We start from the raw sequence: 635 nt of genomic DNA, 5'->3' as shown, positions 1-635 counted from the left end.
GCGGCCAGATGCGGATGCTCGCGCATCAGCCGGCTCGCCTCGTCCAGCACCGCCGCGAGGCGATCGACCACGCCGCCGGGACCCGCGGCGGCGGCTCGCAGCCGCGGCACCGCCATGCGTTCGATGTCCTCGACGGCCGCGTCCAGCAATTCGGACTTGTTCGGGAAGTAGTGGTACAGGCTGCCGCTGGTGACGTCGGCCGCCCGGGCGATCTCACGGATGGTGGCGCCCGCGTACCCGAATTCGGCCACGCAGCGCATGGTGGCAACGACGATCCGCTGCCGCGTCTCCTCGCCGCTGGCGCCGACCGGACGTCCCCGTTGCGCCCGCGTCACCATGCTGTCCTCACTCGCGCGTCCCGTCCGCCGGCTCCCGGTCCCCGACACGGTCGAATATAATCGAGTGATCGATTAGTTCCGGCTTCGCCGCGGAGGTGCGTAGTGCGTGATGGACGGAGCTGCGGCGGGCTTCCCGCCGCATGAGCGTCACGCCGCCGCAATTGGGTCGGCCGGTGGGTGCCGACGGTGAGCAGACCCGGGCCCGCATCATCACCGCCGCGATGCGATGTGTGGCCGAGAATGGCTATTCGCGCACCACGATTCGCGAGATCGCCCGGGCGGCCGACGTCACCAGCG

Annotated in this window: 2 protein-coding genes; one reads left to right on the top strand and one right to left on the bottom strand. The window is 70.7% G+C overall.

Going from position 1 to position 635, the window contains the following annotated elements; genetic code table 11:
* A partial coding sequence (locus A9X04_RS16830; RefSeq protein ID WP_231985751.1) for a TetR/AcrR family transcriptional regulator occupies positions 1-335 on the bottom strand: 335 nt, incomplete at its 3' end.
* A 143-nt stretch (positions 336-478) separates the two neighbouring features.
* Here A9X04_RS16830 and A9X04_RS16825 point away from each other — a divergent pair.
* Positions 479-635 (top strand): TetR/AcrR family transcriptional regulator (locus A9X04_RS16825; RefSeq protein ID WP_156751733.1); only part of this gene is annotated, 157 nt, incomplete at its 3' end.

The organism is Mycobacterium sp. E3247, from assembly GCF_001667785.1.
Lineage (GTDB): Bacteria > Actinomycetota > Actinomycetes > Mycobacteriales > Mycobacteriaceae > Mycobacterium.
The sequence above is the reverse complement of the archived record's forward strand: the minus strand, read 5'-3'. Positions and strand labels throughout refer to the sequence as shown.